This window comes from Mesorhizobium sp. M0136 (assembly GCF_040322515.1).
In the GTDB taxonomy this organism is placed as follows: domain Bacteria; phylum Pseudomonadota; class Alphaproteobacteria; order Rhizobiales; family Rhizobiaceae; genus Mesorhizobium.
In genome coordinates, this window is record NZ_JAMYTP010000019.1 from 26541 (window position 1) to 51981 (window position 25441).

General features: G+C 62.7%; 24 protein-coding genes. 16 read left to right on the forward strand and 8 right to left on the reverse strand.

Annotation, left to right across the window (positions count from 1 at the left end):
- Positions 1 to 51: 51 nt before the first annotated feature.
- From NKJ35_RS21920 to NKJ35_RS21930, 3 genes are all read right to left on the reverse strand, one after another.
- Positions 52 to 1047, reverse strand: a complete 996-nt coding sequence (locus NKJ35_RS21920; protein ID WP_254816763.1) for an ABC transporter substrate-binding protein — start codon at positions 1045 to 1047, stop codon at positions 52 to 54.
- A 75-nt stretch (positions 1048 to 1122) separates the two neighbouring features.
- The gene (locus NKJ35_RS21925; RefSeq protein ID WP_352649513.1) at positions 1123 to 1251 is read right to left on the reverse strand and encodes a hypothetical protein; all 129 of its coding nucleotides are present in this window, start codon (positions 1249 to 1251) and stop codon (positions 1123 to 1125) included.
- Positions 1252 to 1376: 125 nt separating this feature from the next.
- Positions 1377 to 2882: a UxaA family hydrolase gene (locus NKJ35_RS21930; protein WP_352649514.1), complete on the reverse strand. Its 1506-nt coding sequence runs from the start codon at positions 2880 to 2882 to the stop codon at positions 1377 to 1379.
- Positions 2883 to 3138: 256 nt separating this feature from the next.
- On the opposite strand from NKJ35_RS21930, the gene NKJ35_RS21935 reads away from it, so the two are divergent.
- From NKJ35_RS21935 to gnd, 6 genes are all read left to right on the forward strand, one after another.
- On the forward strand, positions 3139 to 4041 hold the full coding sequence (locus tag NKJ35_RS21935; protein WP_352649515.1) for a GntR family transcriptional regulator: 903 nt from the start codon (positions 3139 to 3141) through the stop codon (positions 4039 to 4041).
- A gap of 119 nt (positions 4042 to 4160) precedes the next feature.
- The gene (locus NKJ35_RS21940; protein ID WP_352649516.1) at positions 4161 to 4517 is read left to right on the forward strand and encodes a DUF2946 family protein; all 357 of its coding nucleotides are present in this window, start codon (positions 4161 to 4163) and stop codon (positions 4515 to 4517) included.
- A 99-nt stretch (positions 4518 to 4616) separates the two neighbouring features.
- Complete coding sequence (locus NKJ35_RS21945; RefSeq protein ID WP_352649517.1) at positions 4617 to 5153, forward strand: copper chaperone PCu(A)C; 537 nt, start codon at positions 4617 to 4619, stop codon at positions 5151 to 5153.
- A 25-nt stretch (positions 5154 to 5178) separates the two neighbouring features.
- A complete protein-coding gene (locus tag NKJ35_RS21950; RefSeq protein ID WP_352649519.1) occupies positions 5179 to 5694 on the forward strand; it encodes a YcnI family copper-binding membrane protein in 516 nt (171 codons plus the stop codon).
- A gap of 52 nt (positions 5695 to 5746) precedes the next feature.
- On the forward strand, positions 5747 to 7387 hold the full coding sequence (locus tag NKJ35_RS21955; protein ID WP_352649520.1) for a copper resistance CopC/CopD family protein: 1641 nt from the start codon (positions 5747 to 5749) through the stop codon (positions 7385 to 7387).
- Between the two features lie 265 nt (positions 7388 to 7652).
- On the forward strand, positions 7653 to 9077 hold the full coding sequence (gnd, locus tag NKJ35_RS21960; protein ID WP_352649521.1) for an NADP-dependent phosphogluconate dehydrogenase: 1425 nt from the start codon (positions 7653 to 7655) through the stop codon (positions 9075 to 9077).
- A 179-nt stretch (positions 9078 to 9256) separates the two neighbouring features.
- On the opposite strand, the gene NKJ35_RS21965 is transcribed toward gnd, so the two are convergent.
- The 3 genes from NKJ35_RS21965 to NKJ35_RS21975 all read right to left on the reverse strand — a co-directional run bounded on the left by NKJ35_RS21965 (position 9257) and on the right by NKJ35_RS21975 (position 13192).
- A complete protein-coding gene (locus tag NKJ35_RS21965; RefSeq protein ID WP_352649522.1) occupies positions 9257 to 10975 on the reverse strand; it encodes an adenylate/guanylate cyclase domain-containing protein in 1719 nt (572 codons plus the stop codon).
- A gap of 416 nt (positions 10976 to 11391) precedes the next feature.
- Positions 11392 to 11820 carry a YybH family protein gene (locus tag NKJ35_RS21970; protein WP_352476371.1) on the reverse strand — a complete coding sequence of 143 codons (429 nt, stop codon included), beginning with the start codon at positions 11818 to 11820 and terminating at the stop codon, positions 11392 to 11394.
- Between the two features lie 301 nt (positions 11821 to 12121).
- Positions 12122 to 13192, reverse strand: a complete 1071-nt coding sequence (locus NKJ35_RS21975) for a LacI family transcriptional regulator (protein WP_352649523.1) — start codon at positions 13190 to 13192, stop codon at positions 12122 to 12124.
- 394 nt (positions 13193 to 13586) lie between these two features.
- On the opposite strand from NKJ35_RS21975, the gene NKJ35_RS21980 reads away from it, so the two are divergent.
- The 8 genes from NKJ35_RS21980 (at position 13587) to NKJ35_RS22015 (ending at position 21858) form a co-directional block, all read left to right on the forward strand.
- Entirely contained in the window at positions 13587 to 14825 is a 1239-nt protein-coding gene (locus NKJ35_RS21980) for an ABC transporter substrate-binding protein (protein ID WP_352649524.1), read from the forward strand.
- A gap of 107 nt (positions 14826 to 14932) precedes the next feature.
- Positions 14933 to 15826 carry a carbohydrate ABC transporter permease gene (locus NKJ35_RS21985; RefSeq protein ID WP_352649525.1) on the forward strand — a complete coding sequence of 298 codons (894 nt, stop codon included), beginning with the start codon at positions 14933 to 14935 and terminating at the stop codon, positions 15824 to 15826.
- Complete coding sequence (locus tag NKJ35_RS21990; protein WP_352649526.1) at positions 15819 to 16754, forward strand: carbohydrate ABC transporter permease; 936 nt, start codon at positions 15819 to 15821, stop codon at positions 16752 to 16754. Before NKJ35_RS21985 ends, NKJ35_RS21990 begins: the two co-directional genes overlap by 8 nt.
- A 5-nt stretch (positions 16755 to 16759) precedes the next feature.
- Positions 16760 to 17890 carry an ABC transporter ATP-binding protein gene (locus NKJ35_RS21995; protein WP_352649527.1) on the forward strand — a complete coding sequence of 377 codons (1131 nt, stop codon included), beginning with the start codon at positions 16760 to 16762 and terminating at the stop codon, positions 17888 to 17890.
- A 73-nt stretch (positions 17891 to 17963) separates the two neighbouring features.
- Positions 17964 to 18710, forward strand: a complete 747-nt coding sequence (locus tag NKJ35_RS22000; protein ID WP_352649528.1) for a sugar phosphate isomerase/epimerase family protein — start codon at positions 17964 to 17966, stop codon at positions 18708 to 18710.
- A 12-nt stretch (positions 18711 to 18722) separates the two neighbouring features.
- Positions 18723 to 19871, forward strand: a complete 1149-nt coding sequence (locus tag NKJ35_RS22005; protein ID WP_254816780.1) for a Gfo/Idh/MocA family protein — start codon at positions 18723 to 18725, stop codon at positions 19869 to 19871.
- A gap of 130 nt (positions 19872 to 20001) precedes the next feature.
- Positions 20002 to 21048, forward strand: coding sequence for an L-glyceraldehyde 3-phosphate reductase (gene mgrA, locus NKJ35_RS22010; protein WP_352649529.1), 1047 nt, complete (start codon positions 20002 to 20004; stop codon positions 21046 to 21048).
- 117 nt (positions 21049 to 21165) lie between these two features.
- Positions 21166 to 21858 carry a molybdate ABC transporter substrate-binding protein gene (locus tag NKJ35_RS22015; protein ID WP_352649530.1) on the forward strand — a complete coding sequence of 231 codons (693 nt, stop codon included), beginning with the start codon at positions 21166 to 21168 and terminating at the stop codon, positions 21856 to 21858.
- A 55-nt stretch (positions 21859 to 21913) separates the two neighbouring features.
- Here NKJ35_RS22015 and NKJ35_RS22020 read toward each other — a convergent pair whose 3' ends face one another.
- The gene (locus tag NKJ35_RS22020) at positions 21914 to 22243 is read right to left on the reverse strand and encodes a DUF2934 domain-containing protein (RefSeq protein WP_352649531.1); all 330 of its coding nucleotides are present in this window, start codon (positions 22241 to 22243) and stop codon (positions 21914 to 21916) included.
- 190 nt (positions 22244 to 22433) lie between these two features.
- Here NKJ35_RS22020 and NKJ35_RS22025 point away from each other — a divergent pair, with 190 nt between their 5' ends.
- Positions 22434 to 22784, forward strand: coding sequence for a hypothetical protein (locus NKJ35_RS22025; protein ID WP_352649532.1), 351 nt, complete (start codon positions 22434 to 22436; stop codon positions 22782 to 22784).
- Positions 22785 to 22851: 67 nt separating this feature from the next.
- On the opposite strand, the gene NKJ35_RS22030 is transcribed toward NKJ35_RS22025, so the two are convergent.
- Positions 22852 to 23940, reverse strand: coding sequence for a S1 family serine peptidase (locus tag NKJ35_RS22030; RefSeq protein WP_352649533.1), 1089 nt, complete (start codon positions 23938 to 23940; stop codon positions 22852 to 22854).
- A 391-nt stretch (positions 23941 to 24331) separates the two neighbouring features.
- On the opposite strand from NKJ35_RS22030, the gene NKJ35_RS22035 reads away from it, so the two are divergent.
- Positions 24332 to 25414 (forward strand): trypsin-like serine peptidase, encoded by a 1083-nt coding sequence (locus NKJ35_RS22035; RefSeq protein ID WP_352649534.1) that lies wholly within the window; start codon positions 24332 to 24334, stop codon positions 25412 to 25414.
- Positions 25415 to 25441: the final 27 nt, after the last annotated feature.

Sequence of the window (25441 nt, forward strand, 5' to 3'; positions counted from 1 at the left end):
TGGGATGTTTCCGGGGCAAAGGCCCCGGAAACAGTTCACTTGTGGCGATGCTCAGTCGAGCTTGGGGTTGAGCAGCGCGTCGATCTTCGGATCCTTCATGTTGGCTTTGGTGACCAGGTTGGCGCCGGTGTCGACATTGGCCTCGACCTTCTCGCCCTTCGAGGCGGCGAGCGCCGTCTTGATGCCGTCATAGCCCATCCGGTACGGATCCTGAACGACGAGAGCCGAAATGACGCCGTCATTGAGGAACTTGATCAGCTTCTCGTCGCTGTCGAAACCGACCAGCGCGACCTTGCCGGCAAGATTGTTCTCGGCGATCGCCTGACCGACGCCCTGCGCCATGATCAGATTGGAGGCAAAGATGCCCTTGAGGTTGGGGTTGGCGGTGATCAGGTCGGTGGCGATGTTGAGGCCGGTGGTGGCCTGGCCGTCGGCGTATTTGTCGGCGACCAGCTTGAGGCCGGGATATTTGGCGGCGAGCTGTTCCTTAAAACCCTGGGCGCGCTGTTCGAGCGAGCCGGCGCCCGGAAGCGCGGTGATCAGGGCGACGTCGCCCTCGACCTTGCCGCCATTGGCTTCGCCGATGGCTGCGGCAAGGCCGTCAGCGGCGACACGGCCGCCCTGGATGTTGTCGGTGGTCAGGAACGAGGTGAAGGCCTTGGAGTCGGCACCGGAGTCGATACCGATGATCTTGACCTTGGTGGCGGCCTCATCGATCGGCTTGCCGAGCGCCTTGGCTTCGGTCGGCGCGATCACGACGGCCGCCGGGTTGCCGGCGACGGCATTTTCAAGGATCGAGATCTGGCCGTTGACGTCTGTCTCGGCCTGGGCGCCGAGCTCCGGCACGTTGACGCCGAGATCCTTGCCGGCCTTGCGGGCGCCGGCCAGAACGATCTGCCAGTAGAAGGACGTGGTGTCCTTGACGATGATCGGAATGGTTACGTCGGCCGCGGATGCCGGAGCCGAATGCATCACGCCGGCAAGCATCGAGGCGGCTGCGAGTGCCACGAAGGCGCGGCGGTTGAGAATGCTGGTCACGAATTTCATTAGGAGTCCTCCCTAAGTCGCCCGGTGAATGTTACGGAAGCTCCATTCGGATGGCGCGGCCCAAACGGAACTTTATCAATAAAAAACATTTACCGTATTTTGATAGTGCATCATCTCGGTCGGCGCAAGCGCTGTTTGATGGCCGCTTCGAATGGCTGGATGGAAGATTTTTTCTGTCGGAACTCCGCTGCCAATCTGCTTCAATATCTCTCATGGAATATTAATTCCATCAACCAGTCAATATGGAATGTACATTCGTTTTTGGCGGTGTACGAACTGTGACACCTGGCGCTCACGTCAGGTGCTTGCGACTTCCCGGACGGTAAGGCCTAGAGCGTCGCGCCGAGATGCCACGGCACGAACTCGTTGTCGCCGTAGCCGAATTCCTCGCTCTTGGTCTTGCGGCCCGAAGCTGTCTCGACGATCATCTCGAAGATCTCGCGGCCCATACCGGCAATGGTCTTTTCGCCCGAGGCGATGACGCCGCAATTCACGTCCATGTCCTCTTCCATGGCGTGGTACATGGTCGAGTTGCTGGCGACCTTGATCGACGGCGTCGGCCGGCAGCCGAAGCAGGAGCCGCGGCCGGTAGTGAAGACGATGACGTTGGCGCCGCCCGCCACCTGGCCGGTGGCCGAGACCGGATCGTAGCCGGGCGTGTCCATGAACACCAGCCCGTGCCCGGTGACCTTTTCGGCATAGCCGAAGACGCCGTTGAGCGGCGTCTGGCCGCCCTTGGCGACCGCGCCGAGCGACTTTTCCAGGATGGTGGTCAGGCCGCCGCGCTTGTTGCCCGGTGAGGGATTGTTGTCGATGGATGCGCCATGCTTGGCGACGTGGTCTTCCCACCATTTCACATAGCCGTCGAGCTTGGCGGCGATCTCGGGGGTTGCGGCGCGATAGGCGAGCAGGTGCTCGGCGCCGTAGATCTCCGTCGTTTCGGAGAGGATGCCGATGCCGCCGACGCCGGCCAGGATGTCGACCGCGGCACCCAGCGCCGGATTGGCGGTGATGCCGGACATGCCGTCGGAGCCGCCGCATTGCAGGCCGACGACGATCTCGCTGACCGGGATCGGCTCACGCTGAAGCTTGCCGACCTCTTCGGCGATCTCGGCCAGCACGACCAGCGCGTTCTCGACCGATTTGCGCGAGCCGCCGGCTTCCTGGATGTTGAAATGACGTTTTCCCGCGGCAACGCCCTTCTGGCCATATAGGGTGAGCTGGTTGACCTCGCAGCCGAGCCCGACCATCAGCACGCCGCCGAAATTCGGATGACGGGCATAGCCGGCCAGCGTGCGATGCAGCACCATCATGCCGTCGCCGGTGGCGCTCATGCCGCAGCCCTGGCCGTGGACGATCGGGACGAAGCCGTCAATGCCGGGATATTGCGGCAGAAGCGTGCGGTTCGCCGCGTCAGCGATGGCGTGGCAGACGGTGGCCGAGCAATTGACGCTGGCGAGAATGCCGACGAAGTTGCGCGTGCCGGCGCGGCCGTCGGCGCGGCGGTAGCCCATGAAGGTGCGGGCGCGGTCGGCCTCGGTCGCATGCACCGCCTCGCTCGGCGGCACCACGGGCAAACGCCCGCTTTCGAAGACCAGATTATGCGAATGGACATGCTCGCCGGGCGCGATGTCCTGCGTGGCGCGGCCGATCGCCTGGGCATATTTGACCACGGCTTCGCCGGCCGCAATCGGCTTGATCGCCACTTTGTGGCCCGGCTCGATCAGCGCGGCGGCGACGGCGCCGCCCGGCAGCACGGTGCCGATCTCGATGCGGCCATTGGCGACCGCGACATTGTCGGCGGGAGACAGAAGAATGCTGTTTGCGGCGTTCACGGGAGCTTCCTGGGTGTGTTCCTGGGTGCGCGAGCGGATTGACACGCGGCTCTTAACATATAATGTCTTTTATCGTGAAAAAACATTTTTGCGTCAATTGTTTTTTCGCCAGAGCACGACGCGTCTTTTGGATGCGTAAAGTAGGCTCTACAACCAAAACTAGCGTTGCGCATGGTGTTTTGCGAAGCGATTCCGATTTCATGCGCGCGAAACGCTTCAAACCGGCCGCAATCGCCAATGCGCCACGGGGCAGGGGATGTCGAAGAGCAACAACGTTTACAAGGACGCTTATAATCGCGGTCTGAGGCTGCTCGACGAAACCAGGAGCCTGCCTTCGGAGCCGGAACTGGGTACGCTGCTCGGCGTCAGCCGCACGACGGTCCGCACTATCCTTGCGCGCATGGAAGAGACCGGGCTGATCGACTGGAACAAGCGCAGCAAGACCGTTCTGCGCGAGCCGCGGCCGGATGATTTCTTCCCCGAGGAAGAAACCGACACGCTGGCCGAGATCATAGAGCGTTCCTTCATGCGGCGGCTGCTTGCCAGCGGTGCCGAAGCCGGAATGCAGATCAACGAGCTCGAGCTGGCGCGCGAGATCGGCGTCGGCACCACCAGCGTGCGCGAATTCCTGATCCGCTTCTCGCGCTTTGGGCTGATCGAGAAGCGCCGCAACAGCCACTGGGTGCTGAAAGGCTTTACCCGCGCCTTCGCGCTGGAGTTGACCGAGATCCGCGAAATGTTCGAACTGCGCTCGGCCGCAGCCTTTGCCGCTCTGCCCGAGGACAGCCCGGTCTGGGCCGACCTCGACCGCCTGGAGAACGAGCATCGCCTGCTGGCGCGCGAGATCGCCGTGCGTTTCAACGAATTCTCCGAGCTCGACGAGCGCTTTCACCGGCTGATCCACCGGGCGTCGCACAACCGCTTCATCGTCGATTTCTACGACGTCATCGCCATGATCTTCCACTACCACTACCAGTGGAACAAGGCGCAGGAGCGCGAGCGCAACGAAGTCGCGGTCCAGGAGCATCTCGCCTATATCGCCGCGCTCAAATCGCGCGATCTCGCCAAGGTCGACGCCGCCTGCCGCAAGCACCTGAAATCGGCCCGCCACACGCTGCTGACGTCCATTCCCGAGGGCAGGCAGCCGCAACGCGCGTGATTGTGTTGCGTTGCCGCAGCAACGTTTTGGCGATTTTCCGGCCGCCGGCTCCGTGCTAGAGAGCTGACGTTGCTGCGTGAAGAGGCTGGTTCTTGACCATACGCCGGAGACGATGGAGCATGCCGGTCGCGTTCGTCGCGGCGTGGCTTTTCGTGCTCCAGTCGATGTTCGGCGCGTTTGCTTCAGGCGGCGAGCCGAACGCCTCGCAATTCGATGCTTTCGGCAACACGATCTGCACCCATGACGGTGCGGCGCAACTCCCCGCCGGCGATCCGCATCAGCAGCACATGCCGGCTTGCTGCATGCTTGGCTGCAACCTCGTTTCGGCGGTCTACGCGCCGCCCGATCCCGCCGGGAGCCTGGCTCGCAGCCTTTCCGTCGAAACCATCGCCTTTATCCTGCCGGCCTTCCGGCATCGCGATTTCGCCCGCGCCCGCACTCCGTCCAATCCGCGCGCACCACCGGCGACGGCCTGATCCGTTCAGGTTCGCGCCGCGTAACCCTTTGCCGGCGCGTTTATCGACATCGTTCGCGACCGGCCGTCGGCGCGGTCCCTTAAAATCCACGGAGCAATCATGTCTCACTCTTTTCGCGCTGCCGCATCCAGCCGCAGGCGCTTCGCACTGGGTCGTTTCGAGCAGCGTCTCGGCATCACCCTTTGCGTTCTTGCCTTCCTGTTCGCCAGCGCCCAGACGGTGTTGGCACACGAGTTCAAGCTTGGCGATCTTGAGATCGGGCACCCCTGGTCGCGCGCCACACCAGCCGGCGCCAAGGTGGCCGGCGGCTACTTCACCATCACCAACACCGGCAATGCGCCGGATCGCCTGCTGTCGATCACCTCCGACATTTCGGCCAAGGCCGAACTGCACGAGATGGGCGTCAGCAATGGCGTCATGACCATGCGGCCGGTCACCGGCGGCCTCGAAATCCCGGCTGGCGGCAAGGTCGCGCTGGCGCCCAACGGCTATCATTTGATGTTCATGGATTTGAAGCGGCAGCCCAAGGAGGGCGAAATGTTCTCCGCAACGCTGACCTTCGAAAAAGCCGGGCCCGTGCAGATTGAATTCGCCGTGCAAGGCATCGGCAGCGCGGCGCCGCAGGACGACCACTGACTTGGCCGCTTCGAGAGGTACCATCATGAAGAAATCTCTTTTGCCCGGCGTGTTTCTTGTCCTCGGGACCAGCGCGGCCTTTGCCCACATCACGCTCGAAACGCCGGAGGCGGCGGTAGGCTCGACCTACAAGGCGGTTCTTCGGGTGCCGCATGGCTGTGAGGGCAAGGCGACGACCGCCGTGCGCGTGCAGATTCCGGAAGGGGTGCTTTCGGTCAAACCGATGCCGAAGCCGGGTTGGACGCTGCAGGTCAAGAACGGCAAATACGAGAAGTCCTACCAGCTCTACGGCCAGGCAGTGACCAGCGGCGTCAAGGAGATCGACTGGAGCGCCGGCAGCCTGCCGGACGAATTCTACGACGAATTCGTCTTTCGCGCGACACTGGCATCCGACCTGCCGGCAGGCCAGATGCTGCATTTCCCGGTGGTGCAGGAATGTGACGGCGTTGCCGATCGCTGGATCGAGATTCCGGCGGCGGGGCAGGCTGAGGATGCGCTGGAATTTCCGGCGCCCGGCCTCAAGCTGCTGCCGCGGAAGTGAGCTCCGGCGGCGCGCCTTGGCGGAGGGGCGCGCCGCTGCTCTTGGCGGTGAGATGAGCGTGGCATCCTTCCTGCGGCAAGCTTGCATGGCCGGCAACTATTCTGGCCGGCTTGTGGCTGGCTTGCTGGCCGCCATCGTGCTGCTCGCCGCAATTGCCATGCCTGATCCCGCCTTCGCCCATGCGGCGCTGATCAAGGCCGAGCCGGCTGACGGTGCGGTGCTGGCGCAGAGCCCGTCGCAGCTGTCGCTGACCTTCAGCGAGCCGGTTTCGCCGCTGGTGCTGACGCTGGTGCGGCCCGACGGCACGTCGGTCCCGCTGAGCTCTTTCCGGCTCAGCGGCCAGACCGTCGAGATCGACAATCCGCAGGCGCTGAAATCGGGCACGCATGTGCTGGGCTGGCGGGTAATCTCCGCCGACGGGCATCCGGTCGGCGGCTCGGTGCTGTTCTCGGTCGGCACACCGAGTGCCGCGCCGGCCGCCTCCGATGCCGTCGACCGGGGGCTTCGAACGGCGATCTGGATCGGCAAGGTTTTTCTGTATATCGGCCTGTTTTTCGGTGTCGGCGGTGCCTTTGCGCAGGCCTGGCTGGCGCAAGGCGGCCGATCCGGCCACAACATGATCGCCTCTGCGATCCTGTGCGGGCTGGCCGCCGCACTCGTGTCGCTCGGTTTCCAGGGGCTGGATGCACTCGGTGCGCCGCTCGCCCGGCTGGCGCAGCCGGTCATCTGGCAGACCGGGCTCGGCACCAGCTTCGGCTGGACGGTGCTGATCGCGCTGATGGCGTTCGGCCTTGGCCTGTTGTCGCTGGTCGTGCCGCCCGCCGACGCGAAGCCGCTGGCCTTGGCCGGACTGGTTGGTGTCGGCGCAGCACTTGCCGCCAGCGGGCATGCCAGTGCCGCCGAGCCGCAATGGCTGACCCGGCCGATGGTGTTTCTGCACGGGACTGGTATCGCCGTCTGGGCCGGGGCGCTGGCGCCGCTCGGTCTTGCCTTGAAACGGCAGCCGGACAAAGCCGGGCCGTTGCTGCGCCGGTTTTCGCGAGCGATCCTGTTCGTCGTGGCCGTGCTTGCGGCAGCCGGCATCGTGCTCGCCGTTATCCAGGTGCAAACGCCGTCGGCGCTGGTCCATACCGCTTATGGCCGGCTGCTGCTGCTCAAGCTGGTGTTGCTCGTCTTTCTGTTCACGCTCGCCGCCGTCAATCGCTTCAAGCTTACGGCCCCGGCTGAAGCAGGAAATACGGAGGTCCAGCAGCGGCTGGCCCGCTCGATCTTTATCGAGCTGCTGATCGTGCTGGCGATCTTCGGCGTTGCCGCCGGCTGGCGCTTCACGCCGCCGCCGCGCGCGCTGGCGATCGCCGCGGCACAGCCCGCGTCGGTGCATATCCACACGCTGCAAGCGATGGCCGATCTCAGCATTGTGCCCGGCCATACCGGGCCTGTTGCCGCTTCGATCTTCATCATGACCGGCGATTTCGGCCCGCTCGACGCCAAGCAGGTGACGCTGGTCCTGTCAAAGCCCGATTCCGGTGTCGAGCCGATAAAACGCCCGGCGACGAAGCTTGGCGACGGCACCTGGCGCGTCGACGATCTCGTCATTCCGGTCGCCGGCCGGTGGACGGCGCGGCTCGATATCCTGGTCTCCGATTTCGAGATGGTGAAGATCGAGGCACCGATCGACATCAGGCCGAAGTGACGTGCTGATATTCAGGTGATGCCGGCCTGCAAATGGCGGTATCCTGCGCTTCCGGTGCTCACGTACTTAAGTACGCTCCGCTCCGGTTCTCGAAAACCACCATTTTCGGCGCGGCCTGACCTGAATCTCAGCACGCCTCACGCTGCAACACAATTCGGCGAGGCGGTTGACGCGGCCGCGAACCCCCGTCAATCATCGCCATCAAGAATGGGCGTCAACCCAATCGCGGGCTCAACCAACAAGATCCGAAAGCAGGGAAGAAACGATGGAAAAAGCCGAAATAGGCCTGATCGGCCTTGGCACGATGGGCTCCAACCTGGCGCTCAATATCGCCGAGAAGGGGCACCGCATCGCCGTCTTCAACCGCACGGCGGCGCGCACCGATGCCTTTGTCGAAAATGCCGGCGCGCTCAGGGATAGGGTGGTGCCCTGCTACAGCCTCGAGGAACTGGCCGCCGCGATCCGGCCGCCGCGGCCGATCATCATCATGGTGCTGGCCGGCAAGCCGGTCGACGAGCAGGTCGCAGCATTGCGCGGCGTGCTGTCGGCCAACGATATCGTCATCGACGCCGGCAACGCCAATTTCCGCGATACGATGCGGCGCTTCTCGGAGCTTACCGATTCGGGCCTGACCTTCATTGGCATGGGCGTGTCGGGCGGCGAGGAGGGCGCACGCCACGGTCCCTCGATCATGGTCGGCGGCACCGAAGAGTCCTGGAAGCGCGTCGAAAAGGTGCTGACCGCGATCTCAGCCAAGTTCAAGGACGAACCTTGCGCGGCGTGGCTTGGCACCGACGGCGCCGGCCATTTCGTCAAGACCATCCACAACGGCATCGAATATGCCGACATGCAGATGATCGCCGAGATCTACGGCATCTTGCGCGACGGCCTGGGCATGGGGCCGAAAGAGATCGCCGAGGTGTTTTCGCAGTGGAACACGGGCCGGCTCAATTCGTACCTGATCGAGATCACCGCCAAAGTGCTGGCCGCCGACGATCATAAGACCGGCAAATCGGTGGTCGACATCATCCTCGACCGCGCCGGCCAGAAGGGCACCGGCAAATGGTCGGTGATCGAGGCGCAGCAGCTCGGCATTCCGGCCACCGCGATCGAGGCGGCTGTGGCGGCCCGCGTGCTGTCGTCGATCAAGGACGAGCGGCTGACCGCCGAAAAGGTCTATGGCGGCGGCGTGAGCAGGATTTCCGGAGACAGGGACGCCCTGCTCGCCGATCTCGAGCTGGCGCTGTTTGCCGGCAAGATCGCCGCCTACGCGCAAGGCTTTGCGGTGATGAGCGGCGCGTCGAAGGAATTCAACTGGAACCTGCCGATGCCGGTCATCGCCAAGATCTGGCGGGCCGGCTGCATCATACGCTCGCAATTGCTGGATACGATGGCGGAGGCCTTCGGCGCCGGCGACGCGGCCACCAACCTGTTGATGGCGCCGGCTTTCGTCTCGTTGATGCAGGAGGCACATCCGTCGCTTCGCCGTGTCGTGGCAAGGGCGGCCGAAGCCGGCTCGCCGGTGCCGGCCCTGTCATCTGCACTTGCCTATTTCGACAGTTACCGGCAGGGCCGCGGCACTTCGAACCTGATCCAGGCGCAACGCGATTTCTTCGGCGCGCACGGCTTCGAGCGCATCGATGGGCAGGGTGCTTTCCATGGCCCGTGGGGGAGTGGGGCGGCGGGTTAGCGCCCGGTCTCGGCCGTAGAGATCGGCTTCGTAGTTTCTTGAAAGCGGACCTTGCTGGCGATCACGCTGGAGATCGTGGTTGCGCCATCAACGGACATTGATCGAGGGAACCCACGGGCATTTGCCCTCACAGCCAAAGCCTATGTCCTGACGAGAGCAAGCCGGCGATCCAAAGCTCTTTAGTCGGGAAGGCCAGCCTTGCGGTAGCCTTCGACGAAGCGCTGGAGCACTTCCTCGTCGTCGAATGGCTGCGATGTCGCCCAGTGCCTGATGCTGAAATGGGGATTGCTCATCATGAAGAACTCCGCCTCCTGACGGGCTTCATCCAGGCGTCCGAGCTGCGCGAGGGCTGCCGCAAGCATGCGCCGCGACGTGGTGCGGTAGGTTTCCGGCTTGCGTAAAGCCTCGACCGCGGATTGATAGTCGCCGAGCGCATAATAGGCTTGGCCCGCCATCCAATGGTACCACCCCGGAGGGCGCGGATTGAGCCGCAACGCCCGCTTCACGAATTCGACGCCCTTGACCGCATCGCCCCTCAAGGTGATGAGATCCGAGCGCATCGCCCAGGCATCGGCATGATTGGGATCGAGCTTGAAAGTCGCCTCGAACTCTGCATCCGATTCCGCGAAACGCCGTTCGTGACCAAGTATGATGCCCAGCACCCACCGGTTCCCGGCATCGTTAGGGTCGAGCGCCACTGCCTGCTGCGCTTCCGCGAGCGAGCGAGGTTGGTTGGTTTCCTTCGGCTCGTTCCAGAACAGCCAGCCGAGCCAAAGATTGAGGGCCAGCAAGCTATGCGCTTCGGCATAGTCGGGATCGAGTCTGATCGCCTTCTCCAGCAGCATGCGCGCTTCCTGCGCGCCTAACCCGGTCTGAAAACTGACGCCGCGGGCTTGTACACAGAGGTCATAGGCTTCGAGACTCGTCGGCCGTTTGCGCGCCGGCTGTCCGGCCAATCGGCCGACCAGGGCTTCGACGATCTTGGCCGTGACCTCGTCCTGCACTGCAAAGATATCCTCGAGGCTGCTGTCGTAGCGCTCGGCCCAGATATGATCGCCGCCGATCGCGTCGATCAGCTGCGCATTGATGCGCACGCGCCCCGCGGCGCGCCGGGCGCTGCCTTCAACCACATAGCGCACCCCAAGATCACGCGCGGCCAAACGCACATCGACCGACCGCCCTTTGTAAGCAAAGGTCGAGTTGCGTGCGATGACGAAGAGGCCGGCGCAGCGAGATAGGTCGGTGATCAGGTCTTCGGTCAAGCCGTCGACAAAGGTTTCCTGCTCCGGATCGTTGCTCATGTTGGTGAAAGGCAAGACCGCGATCGAGGGCTCGTCGGGCAATTCCAGCGATGCCAGTCGCCCGACCTGAGCGGCTCTCGGAAGCTGCAGGTTGACGCGATAGCAGTATATCGGCTCGGCTATGTTCTTCACCCGCTGCTCGCCCATAGGCTCGAACGCAAACGCCAGCTTCTGCCTGACCTCCTTGGACACCTTCTCCGAAACGCAGATGCCACCGGGCTCGGCGAGTTGTTGGAGGCGCGACGCTACATTCACGCCCTCGCCATAGCGATCGTCCCCTTCCACGATCACTTCCCCAAGGTTGATTCCGATCCGGACTTCGAAGCGCTGGTCTTCGGCGACGCTCGCGTTACGTTCCGTCATGCCGCGCTGAAGCGTGACCGCGCATTCGACCGCATCCACCACGCTACCGAACTCCGCCAGCAGGCCGTCTCCCATAAGCTTGAAGATTCGCCCGTGTCGCGTCGCGATTTCCGGCTCGAACAACTCTTTGCGGCCCCGTTTCAGCCGGTCGAAGGTGCCCGCTTCATCCACCTCCATGAGCGCCGAGTAACCGACAACATCAATGGCAAGGATGGCAGCGAGCTTCCGCTCCATGTTGAGCCTCAGTTCAGATTCGCGACACGCCAGGCGCAGGTCAGAGGCAGGTAGGACCGGCGCCTCCGGCGTGCCCTCACCGGCCTCTATACCACAGATCACGCTTCTTGAGAGTATGACTCGCGCGACGCCTTGGCTCTCCTGCGCAGCGCCACTGACGAGCGAGTCCCATCTATCCCTACCGCTTGTTCGCGGCAGTTGCCTCTCAACCGGACCCGTGACCGCTTCGGGTCAGGTCACGACGATGCCCACGCCGACCTAAATGTCCGCAATTAAAGATCTGCGGCCCGGAGCTGCCAATCCGCTTTCGGCCGCAAGGTTGACTGTCAGCAACGGGCCGCTAATTCGACCGTTCGCCTACGAACCCTTGCCGCGTGAAAGCCGACATCCCGTTGAGGACGTTAGGCGTTCCGGAACTACGGCAAGAGATCCGTCACAGCGCGCCCACTTCCGTCCATTGCCATAGGGAAGCTGGCATGTTCGTGGATGATTTTCCAAGAACCGCCGATGCGCCTTAGCACGATGGTTCGCCGGCTCCAGGAGTCGACCTCTGTGCCATCGGTCTTAATGCCAGTCATGCGCGACAGCCCGAAGGCCACTGCAAGATCGCCGTCGATCATGAGCTGCGGGTCAGCCATGTGAACGGTGACGCCGTTGCGCCAAGTTGCAAACCAAGCATTTATCCCTTCGATGTCGCGTGCCTGTTCGCCTCGATAGGCAAGCGGCGGCGGCAGATCGAAAACCACGACATCCGGGTCCATGGCATCGACGTTGGCGCGGGCGTCCCCCTTGGCAGTTGCGTCTTCCTGGCCCCGGATGACAGACAAGACTTCCTTTTCAGACATATCGTTGCTCCTTCATTTTCTGGAACGACGAGGTCGGGGCGATCAATCCGACATCGTCACTATTCGTAACAAATATGGCCGGTCCAAGCTGCTGTTGCATCGTGGTATTAAGAGTGATGAGCCCCTTAGTCCCGAAACGTGACTGCCGCGTGCTCCTACGGCCGCTCTATGGTGATCTCGTCCCCATATCGGACGGACAGCATTCGGTCCCAAGGTTGCCGTCGGCGGCGCGCATTTTCCAGCCAAGTGAAATCACTCGGCGTCGCAGAAATGCGGCTATGACAATAGATGGAGCGGGAGTTCAATTTGAACATACCCCGCCCTGGTCGGGGCGGCGATAGGCCTGGACTTCGCCCGGCTCGCTCAGGCTTTGCAGGGTGCCGGGGGCGGCGCCGCCGATCCAGCCCAGTACCGAGCGGGCGAGTTCGGCGCCGGCCAGCCGGAAGTTCTCGTTGACGACCAGCAATTCGCTGCGAAACAGGTGCAGAAGCTCCGACGATTGTTTGGACACCACATCGACATCGCGGCCGAGCTTGAGGCCGGCGTCTTCGATGCCGGCGACGATGGCGAGCGTCGCGGCGGCGGCGCTGCTGATGAAACCGTCCGGTCTGACATCGCGGCGCATCAACTGCGCCGTCCGCATTCTGATCTGCTCGATCGAATGATCGATCGAAACGGTGTTGAACGGGATCTCGCTGGCGCCGACCTCGCTCAGCGCATCGGCAAAGCCGGCGAGCGTGTGGCCGTGATAGGTCAGCTCGACCGGCGGCGCCAGCAGAGCCAGCCGGCGGCGGCCGAGGCCGGCCAGATGGCGCACTGCCTCGGCTGCGAAAGCGTAATTGTCGAAATCATGGTAGGGATGGATCAGCCCCATGTCGGTGCGGCCATGCGTGGCAAAGGGGATGCCGCGCTCCAGCATATATCGGGCCCTCGGATCGTTCGGCTGCGTGCGCGAAATGATGACGCCGTCGGCTGAACCGGTTTCCACGAGGTAACGGATCGGGTCGAGCGGATCCTGGGAGCGCGAATAGGGCGTCACGATCAAATGATAGGGCGTGTCGGCGATGACTTCCGAAACGCCGTAGATGATGTCCGAGACAAAGCTCATGATCTCGTGCTCGGTGTTGAGCACCAGGCTGATGACATTGGTCTTGCCGGTGCGCAGGCGTACGCCGGCACGGTTGGGCCGATAGCCGATCTGCTTGGCGACAAGCTGGACGCGCCGCCGGGTCTCGGCGCCGATCTCGGGGGCGTCCTTCAACGCACGCGACACGGTGGTGACGCCCAGCCCGGTCATGAAGGCGAGCGTCTTCAGTGTCGGCCGGCCCTGGCCCGACGCGTCGTCGGCCTTCTCTTTTTGATGCCTGTTCATTCGTCCCGCCCCGTCAGGCGCATAACAGTTGCCGGACAGCCCGGCAATCGGCCGGCCGCGGGTTCGCCGCGGGCCTTCACCGAATGAAACCGCTATATACTGAAACGTTACAGATTGTCACGACCATTGCCACATCACTGGTGACACGCGCGGAACGAGCGGCGCTGCAATCGGCGCAAAACCGTGATTGGAACGGACTTTTCCGATCTGTCTGGCGTCGCAGCATTGCATTTTGCAGTGCAACCTCCCTGGTTGCGATGCGGTAGGCCAGCGAGCCGCGCGATTTTATTCGCGCTTCGAAAAAACTTGATGCCACCTTCGCCTGAGGGGTTGCGCGCCTCAAGCAATTGCCGTATCGAAAATCTGTAACGTTTCAGATTCTGGGAGGAACGAAATGCGATACCAACTCATGACTGCTGCGCTGGCTGCGACGATCGCGCTGCAATTTGCCGGCCCGGCGGCCGCGACGGATCTGGAAGTCACCCATTGGTGGACCTCCGGCGGCGAGGCGGCAGCGGTCGCGGAACTTGCCAAGGCTTTCGACGCAACCGGCAATCATTGGGTGGACGGCGCTATCGCCGGTTCCGGCGGCACGGCGCGGCCGATCATGATCAGCCGCATCACCGGCGGCGACCCGATGGGCGCGACCCAGTTCAATCACGGCCGGCAGGCGGAAGAACTGGTGCAGGCCGGGCTGATGCGCGACCTCACCGATCTCGCCACCAAGGAAAAGTGGACGGAAATCGTGCAGCCGAAGAGCCTGCTCGACGGCTGTACCCTCGACGGCAAGATTTATTGCGTGCCGGTCAATATCCACTCCTGGCAGTGGCTGTGGCTGTCGAACGCCGCCTTCAAAAAGGCCGGCGTGCCGGTGCCGAAGAACTGGAATGAATATGTCGCTGCGGCGCCCGCGCTGGAAAAGGCAGGCATCCTGCCGCTTGCGGTCGGCGGCCAGCCCTGGCAGGCCTCCGGCGCTTTCGACGTGCTGCTTGCGGCGGTCGGCGGCACCGACGCCTTCCTCAAGGTCTACAAGGACAAGGACGCCGAATTCGCCGCCGGGCCCGAAGTCGCCAAGGTCTTCAAGGCCGCGGACGACGCCCGCAAGATGGCGAAGAACACCAATGTGCAGGACTGGAACCAGGCCACCAATCTGGTCATCACCGGCAAGGCGGGCGGCCAGATCATGGGTGACTGGGCGCAGGGCGAGTTCCAGGTTGCCGGCCAGACCGCCGGCAAGGACTATACTTGCCTTCCGGGCCTCGGTCTCAACGAGGTCATCGCCACCGGCGGCGACGCTTTCTACTTTCCGCTGCTGAAGGATCCCGAAAAATCGAAGGCACAGGAAGTGCTGGCCCACACGCTGCTCGATCCCAAGACGCAGGTCGCCTTCAATCTCAAGAAAGGTTCGCTGCCGGTGCGCGGCGACGTCGACCTCAAGGCGGCGAACGACTGCATGAAGAAGGGGCTCGAAATTCTCGCCAAGGGCAATGTCATGCCCTGGACCGACCAGTTGCTTTCGCAGGATACGCAGAAGCAGAAGGAGGATCTGTTCTCCGAGTTCTTCGCCAAGCAGGACATGACCGTGGAAGATGCGCAGAAGCGCTTCGCCGCCATTGTCGGTTCGGCCGATTGAGCGATCGACCAACCGCCTCACTCCCGCCCCTGCGAACGCAGGGTCGGGAGCTAGGGTCAAGGCCTCTTGACCCTCCGGCCCTTACCCGATCCAGCGCGGCTGTGCAGATGAGCAAGAGCGAACGCCCTAGCCAACTCTTTCGCAACCTCAATGCGAAAGTCGCTTCGATCCCGATGATCTTCACCGCGCTGGTGATTTTTGTCGGCGGCACCCTCTGGACGGTGCTGTATTCCTTCACAAATTCCAAGCTGCTGCCGCGGCTGCACGTCGTCGGTCTCGACCAGTACTATCGGCTGTGGGCGACGCCGCGCTGGCTGATCTCGATCGAGAACCTGCTGATCTACGGCGTGCTGTCGCTGGTGTTCTCGCTGGTCATCGGCTTCCTGCTTGCTGCCCTGCTCGACCAGAAGATTCGGTTCGAGGACACGTTCCGGACCATTTTCCTCTATCCCTTCGCCCTGTCCTTCATCGTCACCGGTCTGGTCTGGCAGTGGCTGCTCAACCCCGAATTCGGTGTCCAGGCAGTGGTGCGCAGCCTCGGCTGGACGAGCTTCAGCTTCAATCCGCTCTATGATTCCAGCATCGTCATCTACGGCATATTGATCGCCGCTCTCTGGCAAGGCACCGGGCTCATAATGTGCCTGATGCTGGCCGGCCTGCGCGGCATCGACGAGGATATCTGGAAGGCCGCGCGGGTCGACGGGATACCGACCTGGAAGACCTATCTGTTCATCATCATACCGATGATGCGGCCGGTCTTCATCACCACGCTGGTCATCGTCGCCTCCAACATCGTTCGCGTCTACGACCTTGTCGTCGCCCAGACCAGCGGTGGGCCCGGTATCGCCTCCGAAGTCCCGGCCAAATATGTCTATGATTACATGTTCTTCGCCCAGAACCTCGGCCAGGGGTTTGCCGCCTCGACGATGATGCTGCTGTCGGTGATCATCGTCATCGTGCCGTGGGCCTATCTCGAGTTCGGAGGCAAGAAGCGTGTCTGACCATACCGTTTCATTGCCCGCCATTGCCGGCGCCGGGGGGCTCGAAGGCTACGGGCCGAGCGGGCCGAAGCCGCGCCACACATTCTCGCGCCGCAACATCTTCCTCTACGGCACGCTGATCGTGGTGGCGCTCTACTATCTTTTACCGCTCTACGTGATGGTGGTGACATCGCTCAAGGGCATGCCCGAGATACGCCTCGGCAACATCTTCTCGCCGCCGATGGAGATCACCTTCGAGCCTTGGGTCAAGGCATGGTCGAGCGCCTGCACCGGGCTCAACTGCGACGGGCTGTCGCGTGGCTTCTGGAATTCGGTGCGCATCACCATCCCGTCGGTGATCCTGTCGATCGCGCTCGCCTCGGTGAACGGTTATGCACTTGCCAACTGGCGCTTCAAAGGCGCCGACACTTTCTTCATCATCCTGATCGTCGGCGCCTTCATCCCTTATCAGGTGATGATCTATCCGATCGTCATCATCCTGCGCGAAGTCGGCCTCTACGGCAGCCTCAGCGGCCTGGTGATCGTCCATTCCATCTTTGGCATGCCGATCCTCACACTTTTGTTCCGCAACTACTTTACCTCCATGCCGGAGGAGCTGTTCCGGGCAGCGCGTGTCGACGGCGCCGGCTTCTGGGGCATTTATTTCCGCATTATGCTGCCGATGTCGCTGCCGATCTTCGTCGTCGCCATCATCCTGCAGGTGACCGGCATCTGGAACGACTTCCTGTTCGGCGTCGTCTACACCCGCCCCGACACCTATCCGATGACGGTGCAGCTCAACAACATCGTCAATTCGGTGCAAGGCGTGAAGGAATACAACGTCAACATGGCAGCCACCATCCTGACCGGCCTCGTGCCGCTGATCGTCTATTTCCTGTCCGGAAAATTGTTTGTGCGCGGCATCGCCGCCGGCGCGGTGAAAGGATGATGGCGATGAACGCAAACGGCAGCGTTGCGGCAAACGGCAGCAAGGGGGCAAACGGCACCAGCGTCTCGATCCAGAACCTGTCACTGAATTTCGGCGCGATATCGGTGCTGCAGACGCTCAACCTCGATGTCGCCGAAGGCGAGTTCATCGTGCTGCTCGGCCCGTCCGGCTGCGGCAAGTCGACCTTGCTCAACTGCATTGCCGGGCTGCTCGACGTTTCCGAAGGCCGCATCTTCATCAAGGGCAAGAACGTCACCTGGGAAGAGCCCAAGGATCGCGGCATAGGCATGGTGTTCCAATCCTACGCGCTCTATCCGCAGATGACGGTGGAGAAGAACCTGTCGTTTGGGCTGCGCGTTGCCGGCCTCGCCAAGGACGAGATTGCCAAGCGCATCGCCCGGGCCGCCGAGATCCTGCAGATCGAACCGCTCTTGCATCGCAAGCCGGCGGCCCTGTCCGGCGGCCAGCGCCAGCGTGTGGCGATCGGGCGCGCACTTGTGCGCGACGTCGACGTCTTTCTGTTCGACGAGCCGCTCTCCAACCTCGACGCCAAACTGCGCGCGGAATTGCGCGTCGAGATCAAGCTACTGCATCGCAAGCTCGAGAACACCATGATCTACGTCACCCACGACCAGATCGAGGCGATGACGCTGGCCGACCGCATCGCGGTGATGAAGGGCGGCGTCATCCAGCAGCTCGATGCGCCGCAGACCATCTATAACCGGCCGGTCAACCGGTTTGTCGCTGGCTTCCTCGGCTCGCCGGCAATGAACTTTCTCGACGGCAGGCTGGAGCAGGCGGCAGGCGACTGGCACTTCGTCGCCGAGGATGTGCGGATACCGCTTGCCACCTATGCTTTCGAGAAGGACCCGGTGCCAGGGCCGGCCGTGTTCGGCATCCGCCCCGAGCACGTGGCGTTCAACAGCGGCACGGGATGGCCATTCGCAGCCACGGCAAATGTCGAGGTCGTCGAGCCCATGGGTTCCGACACGCTGGTCTGGCTGAAGCTCGCCGGCCAGAATTTCACGGTACGGGTGACAGCCGAGCGTACGCCAAACAACGCCGAGGCGGTCGGCATCGGTTTCGACCCGATGCGGGCCTCGCTGTTCGACGCCGCTACAGGTAACCGCCTCTAGAGCCTGATTTAGCCTCCCAAGACTTTTCCATTTCCCCCCAAGACTAACCATCCCCAAGAAACGGACAGAGACGATGAACTGGTCATTCCAACTTTACAGCGCGCGTAATTTCCAGCCCTGGGAGGGCGTGCTCAAAATGCTGGGCGAGCTTGGTTACAGCCAGGTCGAAGGGTTCGGCGGCGTCTATGACGATCCCAAGGCGTTCCGTGCCGAGCTCGACAAGAACGGCCTTGCCATGCCGACCGGGCATTTCTCGATCGACGCGCTCGAGAAGGATTTCGACGGCGTGCGCAGGACGGCCGATGCGCTCGGCATGACGCTGCTCATCTGCCCGTTCCTCAACGCCGAGTTCAGGCCGGCCGACGCGGCCGGCTGGCGCGGCTTCGGCGAACGCCTTGCCAAGGTCGGCGAGACGGCCAGGAAAGCCGGCTATGGTTTTGCCTGGCACAATCATGATTTCGAATTCAAGGCGCTCGCCGACGGCTCGGTGCCGCAGGACCATATCCTGTCTTCCGCGCCCGACATCGGCTGGGAGATGGACGTCGCCTGGGTGGTGCGCGGCGGCGTCGATCCGCTGCCCTGGATCGAGAAGCACGGCAAGCGCATCGTCGCCGTCCATGTCAAGGACTTGGCCAAGCCGGGCGAGGGCCTCGACGAGGACGGCTGGTCCGACGTCGGCCACGGCACCATCGACTGGCCCGGCCTGATCAAGGCGCTGCGCGCCAAAAGCGCTGCGAAATACTACGTCATGGAACAAGACAATCCCAACGACATCGAGCGCTTCGCCCGCCGCTCGATCGCAGCCGCCAAGACCTATTAGGAGCACATCAGCATGGCAACAAAACTTGGGATCGGCGTCATCGGCTGCGGCAACATCTCGAAGGCGTATTTCTCGCTGGCGCCGCTGTTTCGCGGCATCGAAATGCGCGCCTGCGCCGACATCAACATGGAAGCGGCGAAAGCCCGGGCAAAAGAGTTCAAGCTGCGCGCCGAGACCGTCGAGGGGCTGCTCAAGGCCGACGATATCGACATCATCGTCAACCTGACCATTCCGGCGGTGCATTACGAGGTGTCGAAGCAGATCCTCGACGCCGGCAAGCACGTCTATTCGGAGAAGCCCTTCGTGCTGTCGGTCAAGGAAGGGCTCGACCTGAAGAAACGTGCGGAAAGCAAGGGGCTGCGCATCGGCTCTGCCCCCGACACCTTCCTTGGCGGCGCGCACCAGCTTGTCCGCGACCTGATCGACACCGGCAGGCTCGGCAAGGTCACCAGCGGCACCTGTCATGTGATGAGCCATGGCATGGAGCATTGGCACCCCAATCCGGACTTCTTCTTCCAGCCGGGCGCCGGGCCGGTGCTCGATATCGGACCCTATTACATCACCAACCTGATCCAGCTGATCGGGCCGGTGAAGCGGGTCGCCGCCTTCGCTTCGATCCCGATGACGGAACGCATCATCAGCTCGAAGCCGCGCGCCGGCGAAAAGATACCGGTCTCCACGCCAACGACGATCCATGGCGTGCTGGAATTCGAGAACGGCGCCGTGGTGACGCTCAACACCAGCTGGGATGTCTGGAGCCACGGCCACGCGCCGATGGAGCTCTATGGCGAGGCGGGCACGGTGTTCGTGCCGGATCCGAACTTCTTCGGCGGCGAGGTGCGCTACACCGAAGCCGCCAAGCCGGTGAAGAAGCTGCCGAAATGGCCGCATCCGTTCGGCGTGCCCAACGAGATGCATTCGCAAGGCATGATGGCCAACTATCGCACCGCCGGTTTGGCCGACATGGCGATCGCGATCAGGGAAGGCCGGCCGCACCGCTGCTCGATGGAACTGGCGCTGCATGCCGTCGACGTCATGACCGGCCTGTTGCGTTCCGGCGAAACGGGAAAGTTCGTCGCCATGCAGACCAGCTGCGAGCGGCCCGCGGCACTCGGCGTCAAGGCGGCGAAGGAGCTGCTGGCGAAGAAGAAAACCAAGTAGTCGGCGCACCTCCCAAGCACCGCAAAAAGCCTCTCCCCGTTTGCGCGGGGAGAGGCTAAGGGTGGGCCGGCCTCGACTTGCCCGTCATCGCGGCGGCAGCTGTCGGCTCGTTTCGATATGAGGATTTCCCATGCCCTATGTTCCCGCCGAACACCGCTACGAAAAGATGGTCTACAATCGCTGCGGGCGGTCCGGCCTGAAGCTGCCGGCGATCTCGCTTGGGCTGTGGCACAATTTCGGCGACGACACGCCGCATAGAACCAAGCAGGCGATCACGCGCAGGGCCTTCGATCTGGGCATCACGCATTTCGATCTCGCCAACAATTACGGCCCGCCGCCCGGCTCGGCGGAGCGGGCGTTCGGCGAGATCTTGCGGACGGACTTTGCCGGTTATCGCGACGAGCTGATCATCTCGACCAAGGCCGGCTACGAAATGTGGGCAGGGCCTTATGGCGAATGGGGCGGCCGCAAATATGTGCTGGCCAGCCTCGACCAGAGCCTGAGGCGGATGGGGCTCGACTATGTCGACATCTTCTATTCGCACCGCTTCGACCCCGACACGCCGCTGGAAGAAACGATGGGCGCGCTCGATCACGCGGTGCGCTCGGGCAAAGCGCTCTATGCCGGCATTTCCTCCTATAATTCGCAGCGCACCCGCGAGGCCGCCGACATATTGAAGCAGCTCGGCACGCCTTGCGTGATCCATCAGCCGAGCTATTCGATGCTCAACCGCTGGGTCGAGGACGATGGCCTGCTCGATACGCTGGAGGGCCTTGGCGTCGGCTCGATCGTGTTCTCGCCGCTGGCGCAAGGCATGCTGACCGATAAATATCTCGGCGGCATCCCCGATGGCAGCCGCGCCAGCCAGGGCAAGTCGCTGCGCCCGGCATTCATCAACGACAAATCGATCGCCAATATCGAGGCGCTGAACGTCATCGCCCGTCGCCGCGGCCAGACGCTGGCGCAGATGGCGCTGGCCTGGGTGCTGCGCAGGGGCAGGGTCACATCGGCGCTGATCGGCGCCAGCCGGCCGGAACAGGTCGAGGATTGCGTCGGCGCGCTTGAGGCGCTCGACTTCAGCGATGCCGAGCTCGCCGAGATCGACACCTTTGCCCGCGAGTCGGACATCAACCTCTGGGCGGCATCGGCCGAGCGCAAGGGGCCGCCGAGGAAGTAGGCGACGACGGCATCCGGTGGCCGAAGGGCGACGGCTTCCGGGACGCTGAGCATGGAATGGCCGGGCAGCTGGATGGGTATTGCAAGAAGGTCGTTTCGTCCGATTCGGGGTTAGGCGATGAATCAGGAAACCCGGCTTTTTGGCGCTATTGCGGTCCGCCCCGCCATCCTAGCCCTCATACCCCAGTTCGAAACGGCCACAGGATTCACGGTTGCGGTCAGGTGGGAGCTCAATCCGACAGTAAAGAAGCAGATTGAAGCTGGGGAAGCTTTTGACCTCGTCATCACCAATCCGGACCTGGTTCAGGATCTGACTGCCTCGGGAAAGGTCAAGGCGGGGAGCCAGGTGGCGTTTGGCCGGATAGCAATGGGGGTGGCAGCCAAGGCGGGCAGTCGACCGCTCGATATCGGGTCCGTGGAAGCATTCGAACAGGCGTTGAAGAGCGCCAGATCGATCGCCTATGCCAGTGAAGGAACCAGCGGTGGCTACTTCTCCGGTTTGCTGGAACGCTTGGGGATAGCGGATGAGGTGAAGCCCAAGCTGGTGGCCATACCAGGAGGGCAGACAGCGCCCGCCGTGGGCCGTGGGGAAGCCGAGTTGGGGGTCGTTCCCGTGACTTCGATTCTCGCGGCCGCTCCCGAGGTCGTGCTTGTCGGTCGGTTTCCGGCAGAACTCCAAAGTTACGTCGACTTCACCATTGGCATCAGTGCCGGTTCAACGAACGCAGAAGCTGCCGAGCAGCTGTCGGAATTTCTGATGTCGGCAGCCGTTGACGACATGCTGGCGGCAAAGGGTGTCGAGCGCCGCTAAGAGCGTGCGATGAATCACGCCAGAGGCACGTTGGAGATTTCTCCTCAAACAGGCTCTAACTTTCGGCTGCCTTGATGTTCCGCGCGGCTTGCTCGAGCGTCGCCCTGTCGTTGCCAAGCCTGTCGATCAGCTCTTGCGCCTGATCACCGGTTATCCCGGTGCGCATCGCCAGTGCCTCGACCGTCAGAACGTCGGAACTGGCGATCGTTCCAGTGGGACCGTGCTCGGCCGCGTCATCATCAGCCTGGCCGGTCGTCGTCTCATCGTAGCCAAGCTCTTGCTTCGCCTGCTGCCAATGACGCTCATGCGCGCCATCCGGGCGGCCCTCGCGCATCCAGATTTCATAGGCTCGCTGCCGAATCTTTTCATGCCGATCGTTGTCCATGACGGTTCCTCCCTTGTGGCGTTTTCACCAACGCGGGGAGCGCCGGAACGATCCTATGTTCAGGCCGATTTCGCACACATGCCGGACAAAACCCGGTCCCTCATCGAACAAACACCGGACAGATGCGTTTTGCGGAGGAACCTAGATAGCGGGCCGGCCGTTGAGCCGAACCTGAGCAAAGGAGATTACCATGGCCGACGAACCGAACGAATCCGCAACACCGAAGATGACTCAACGTGAAGCTCAGGAAGCCCTGGAGAAGCAGGTCGCGCAGCTGAGGCGCGAGATCAGCAAGATCAATCGGACCTTGGCCGAACGCGCGGAAGAGGCGATCGAAGACGCCGGCGACTGGTATGACAGCGCTGCCGAGCGCGCCTCCCGGACGGCACAAGCCCTGCGCAACAGGGCGCAGACGGTGTCCGGGGTCGTCCAGGAGAATCCCGGCACAGTATCGTCCGCATTCATACTCGGAGCGGCCGTAGGGGCGCTACTGGGCCTCACCTTGGCCGCCACAGACCAGCGCCGCGATCGCTGGTTCTAGTCCCGACCTAAGGTTCCGGGCAGAAACGGCGGGATTGCTCCCCCCGTCATTCAGCAAATGACGCCGGTCAGGGTGTGTCTGGCTTCTGCGCCGTGCCGAGGGCTTTGGGCGCTGCAGGCGCTGCCGTCTTCATCTTCTCCTCGATCCAGCCGGTGTAATTGGCCAGCCGCGTGTAGATGCCGTAGGCGTTCTTGTGGCCGCAGGCGGTGCTGCCGTCGGCCGGACCTTCGCCCCAGCTGACGACGCCGACCTGCACCGGACCATCGGCGCCGGTCATGAACAGCGGTCCGCCGCTGTCGCCATTGCAGGCGTCGCGCTCGCCGCTGGCGGTGCCGGCGCAGATCATGTTGCCGGTCAGCGGATCGGCCATATCAGCAGCAATTGCATTGGCGGCCGCCTCGATGCTCCTTTCCGAGTAACGCATGCGGCGGGCGAGCTCGCCGAGCGCAGCCTTCAAATCACGCGCATAAATCGCCTTGATGCCGTTGTTGCAGGTTGCGTTCGGCTGGAGGTCCAGGTCGGCAACCATCAGCGCGGTGGGAAATGTTCCGTCCTGCATCTTGCCCCAGCCGGTGACCGTGGTCTTGCCGGCGTCGGGGGTCGGCTCACGGGCAATCTTGATGGTCGGGGCATCGGCCGGCTCGGCCAGCCGGATCAGGCCGAGATCGTTGTCCAGCGTCTGCTCGCTGTAGCCCTCGTTGACGATGATTTCTACCGCCTTGTTGCGCTTGCCCTCGCTGAGATCGGTGGCGCCGGTGAGCACGGTGACCACGTCAGGCGAAATCGGCTTGCCGTCGTCGTTGAGGCAGTGCGCCGCCGTCAGCACCCATTGCGGCGCGATCAGGCTGCCGCCGCAGAACTGCGCATTTGCCTGCGAGGCCGGACTTTCGTCCAGTTTGCCGGTGGTCAGCAACGCCACCTGGAACGGGTAGGCGCCCTTCTCGGCCTCTTTGCCGCCGTAGACGCGATCGGTGCCGTCGGGGTTCTCCGCCTTGGCTTTTGCCCTGGCCTCGGCCACGCGTTTCATCGGCGAGATCGCCGCCTCGGGCCGGGCGGCCGCGTCCGTGGCATGAACGGAATTGACGACCGGCAAGGCCGCCGCGATGGCAAGCAGCGAGGCGGCAGCAATCGGTCTGAACCTATGGATGATCTTCACCTCGAACCCCCTGAGATGATGTTCCGACAGATCAGCCTCGACGCGTGATCCACTGAAAGGGGAACCGGCCGGTGAGCCGATCATGCGCCGATGTGGAGCGTGATCCGTCACAAAACCGAGTACCACTTTTGCTAAATCGTGGTGTCGAGCCAAACCCGCCCAAATCTATAACCCCCACGGGCTATGTGGAAGCAATTTGTCGTTGCCAATGTTGGATTATTTTAGGCAGTATACCGTTGCGGCCATTTTTGGCGGGGACCTAAACTGGCTGCACTGAATAATGGCCTGGTAAAGGCGCCGGCAACCAAATTCATTTTTCGGCGCCACCACGATCTCGACAATATTTCTATATCTTGATCCAGTCCTTGCTGACTTTTGGGAGAGTCTCATCATGACAAAACTGACACAGTGCATTATTGCGTCTGCGTTGCTTTCCACCGCAATGTGGGCGGTTCCTGCCTTGGCTGCCGAGCCAGGTTCCGCCAATGCCGGCAACGGCGAAAGCATGCGTGACGTGACATCGGGCGATTACAAGCCTGGCCGGGCGAAACCGATCGCCCCGCCGAAACTGACAGAGGACGAGGCCAACCGTGCCGCGCCGCTCACCGACGAAGCAACGGCCGTCAAATCCTATGGCATCGTCGGCCGCTCCGCCGATGGCAAGGACATCAAGATTGATCCGAACGAGACGCTGAAGGACCTTGTCATCAACGAAATGAACGCGCCCGCCGAGGGACAGAAGTCCGAGAATTCCGGGCTGAGCGGAGGCGAAGAGGCCGGCCGCCAGGTGTTCGGGACGGACGACCGGGAGCAGATCAAGAATACCAAAACCTACCCGTTCACCGCGATCGGCTACCTCGAAGGCAAATCGAAGAGCGGCAGCTATGGCAGCTGCTCGGCGACGCTGATCGGCCCGCGCACGGTGCTCACCGCGGCGCACTGTCTCTACAGCCACGAAGACAAGGCCTGGCTGGACGATATCCTGTTCGTGCCGGCTCTCAACGGCAAGACTGCCGACGACGCACCGTTCGGCGCCTTCACCTATGAAAGCGCCTATATCGTCCAGGGCTTCATCGACAATTATCAGGGCTTTTACGGCTCGGTCGTGCCATGGGATCTCGGAATCGTCACCTTGAAGCAGGATGTCGGCACCAACCTCGGCTGGCTGGGCTATGCCAATTATGTGGATCTCGGCGACTTCACCGCCAACATCGTCGGCTATCCCGGCGACAAGCCGATGGGCACGATGTGGAAGGCGACCTGCGAAGTGCTCGCCGAACACATCGCCATCGAGTATTTCCAGTATGACTGCGACACTTATCCGGGATCGAGCGGCAGCTCGGTCTACGCCTATGACAATGGCTCCAAGCAGCGCGTCATCACCGGCGTGAACGTGGCCGAGAGCCCGGATGCCAACACCGCCGTGCGTCTGAACGCCATCAACGTCCAGTGGATCAACAGCCTGTACAAATAGGCCTGCAGAGTTCCCGCCGCGATCATC

What these genes read in the sequence shown, in the direction of transcription:
- NKJ35_RS22020 (WP_352649531.1), bottom strand. Translation starts at nt 22,243, where the DNA reads ATGGACAACGATCGGCATGAAAAGATTCGGCAGCGAGCCTATGAAATC.
- NKJ35_RS21985 (WP_352649525.1), top strand. Translation starts at nt 14,933, where the DNA reads ATGAGCAAGAGCGAACGCCCTAGCCAACTCTTTCGCAACCTCAATGCG.
- NKJ35_RS21975 (WP_352649523.1), bottom strand. Translation starts at nt 13,192, where the DNA reads ATGAACAGGCATCAAAAAGAGAAGGCCGACGACGCGTCGGGCCAGGGC.
- NKJ35_RS21940 (WP_352649516.1), top strand. Translation starts at nt 4,161, where the DNA reads ATGCCGGTCGCGTTCGTCGCGGCGTGGCTTTTCGTGCTCCAGTCGATG.
- NKJ35_RS22015 (WP_352649530.1), top strand. Translation starts at nt 21,166, where the DNA reads ATGAATCAGGAAACCCGGCTTTTTGGCGCTATTGCGGTCCGCCCCGCC.
- NKJ35_RS22000 (WP_352649528.1), top strand. Translation starts at nt 17,964, where the DNA reads ATGAACTGGTCATTCCAACTTTACAGCGCGCGTAATTTCCAGCCCTGG.
- NKJ35_RS21995 (WP_352649527.1), top strand. Translation starts at nt 16,760, where the DNA reads ATGAACGCAAACGGCAGCGTTGCGGCAAACGGCAGCAAGGGGGCAAAC.
- NKJ35_RS21920 (WP_254816763.1), bottom strand. Translation starts at nt 1,047, where the DNA reads ATGAAATTCGTGACCAGCATTCTCAACCGCCGCGCCTTCGTGGCACTC.
- NKJ35_RS21950 (WP_352649519.1), top strand. Translation starts at nt 5,179, where the DNA reads ATGAAGAAATCTCTTTTGCCCGGCGTGTTTCTTGTCCTCGGGACCAGC.
- NKJ35_RS22035 (WP_352649534.1), top strand. Translation starts at nt 24,332, where the DNA reads ATGACAAAACTGACACAGTGCATTATTGCGTCTGCGTTGCTTTCCACC.
- NKJ35_RS21955 (WP_352649520.1), top strand. Translation starts at nt 5,747, where the DNA reads ATGAGCGTGGCATCCTTCCTGCGGCAAGCTTGCATGGCCGGCAACTAT.
- NKJ35_RS21945 (WP_352649517.1), top strand. Translation starts at nt 4,617, where the DNA reads ATGTCTCACTCTTTTCGCGCTGCCGCATCCAGCCGCAGGCGCTTCGCA.
- NKJ35_RS22005 (WP_254816780.1), top strand. Translation starts at nt 18,723, where the DNA reads ATGGCAACAAAACTTGGGATCGGCGTCATCGGCTGCGGCAACATCTCG.
- NKJ35_RS22025 (WP_352649532.1), top strand. Translation starts at nt 22,434, where the DNA reads ATGGCCGACGAACCGAACGAATCCGCAACACCGAAGATGACTCAACGT.
- NKJ35_RS21970 (WP_352476371.1), bottom strand. Translation starts at nt 11,820, where the DNA reads ATGTCTGAAAAGGAAGTCTTGTCTGTCATCCGGGGCCAGGAAGACGCA.
- NKJ35_RS21965 (WP_352649522.1), bottom strand. Translation starts at nt 10,975, where the DNA reads ATGGAGCGGAAGCTCGCTGCCATCCTTGCCATTGATGTTGTCGGTTAC.
- NKJ35_RS21935 (WP_352649515.1), top strand. Translation starts at nt 3,139, where the DNA reads ATGTCGAAGAGCAACAACGTTTACAAGGACGCTTATAATCGCGGTCTG.
- NKJ35_RS21980 (WP_352649524.1), top strand. Translation starts at nt 13,587, where the DNA reads ATGCGATACCAACTCATGACTGCTGCGCTGGCTGCGACGATCGCGCTG.
- mgrA (WP_352649529.1), top strand. Translation starts at nt 20,002, where the DNA reads ATGCCCTATGTTCCCGCCGAACACCGCTACGAAAAGATGGTCTACAAT.
- gnd (WP_352649521.1), top strand. Translation starts at nt 7,653, where the DNA reads ATGGAAAAAGCCGAAATAGGCCTGATCGGCCTTGGCACGATGGGCTCC.